The sequence below is a fragment of the Vibrio sp. 704 genome (assembly GCF_033339295.1).
This window is the reverse complement of sequence record NZ_JAWOUH010001077.1, coordinates 1-505: the sequence shown is the minus strand read 5'-3', so window position 1 is coordinate 505 and position 505 is coordinate 1. Positions and strand designations below refer to the sequence as shown.

Below are 505 nucleotides of genomic sequence, written 5' to 3'. Positions count from 1 at the left end.
GGAAGCCATTCATCGCTTTGTATTCGGTTAGCGCGTAAACCAATTCTGGTTTGTGGTTTGGATCTTTGTAGTTACGGTTTGCAGCGGTTAGGGGAATGCCTTGTTTTTCTTCCAGTGCAAAACCCAACTCTGCTTGTTGCTTGTTTGGGTGCACCTGAATCGACAGCGCTTTCTCAGCGGCAAGCACTTTAAACAGGTATGGAAGTTCACCAAAACGGTTTGCGACTTCTTCACTCAGAAAAGCATTCATGTCTTGAGCAATCAGTGAAGAGAGTTTGGTCTCCTCGCCGTTTACCGTCACCATTGAGCAACCGTTTGGATGCGCGCCCATCCATACTTCTGCTTGTGGTTCGCCCGTTGGGTTTTCAATGCCAAACAGTTGGTTAACAGAAGTAGTACTGCCCCAAGCGTAGTTTTGAATCACGTTGTTCATCAGGAAAAACGTCGGATGCGCAGCTTGAGTTTGAATCGTTTGTGTATCGGACATCGTTAAATCAGACATAGA

At 46.3% G+C, this 505-nt stretch carries 1 protein-coding gene; it reads right to left on the bottom strand.

The features are described 5' to 3' along the window. Nucleotides 1–487 (bottom strand): mannose-6-phosphate isomerase, class I (gene manA / locus R7R24_RS30735; RefSeq protein ID WP_411978858.1); only part of this gene is annotated, 487 nt, incomplete at its 3' end. Nucleotides 488–505 lie beyond the last annotated feature (18 nt).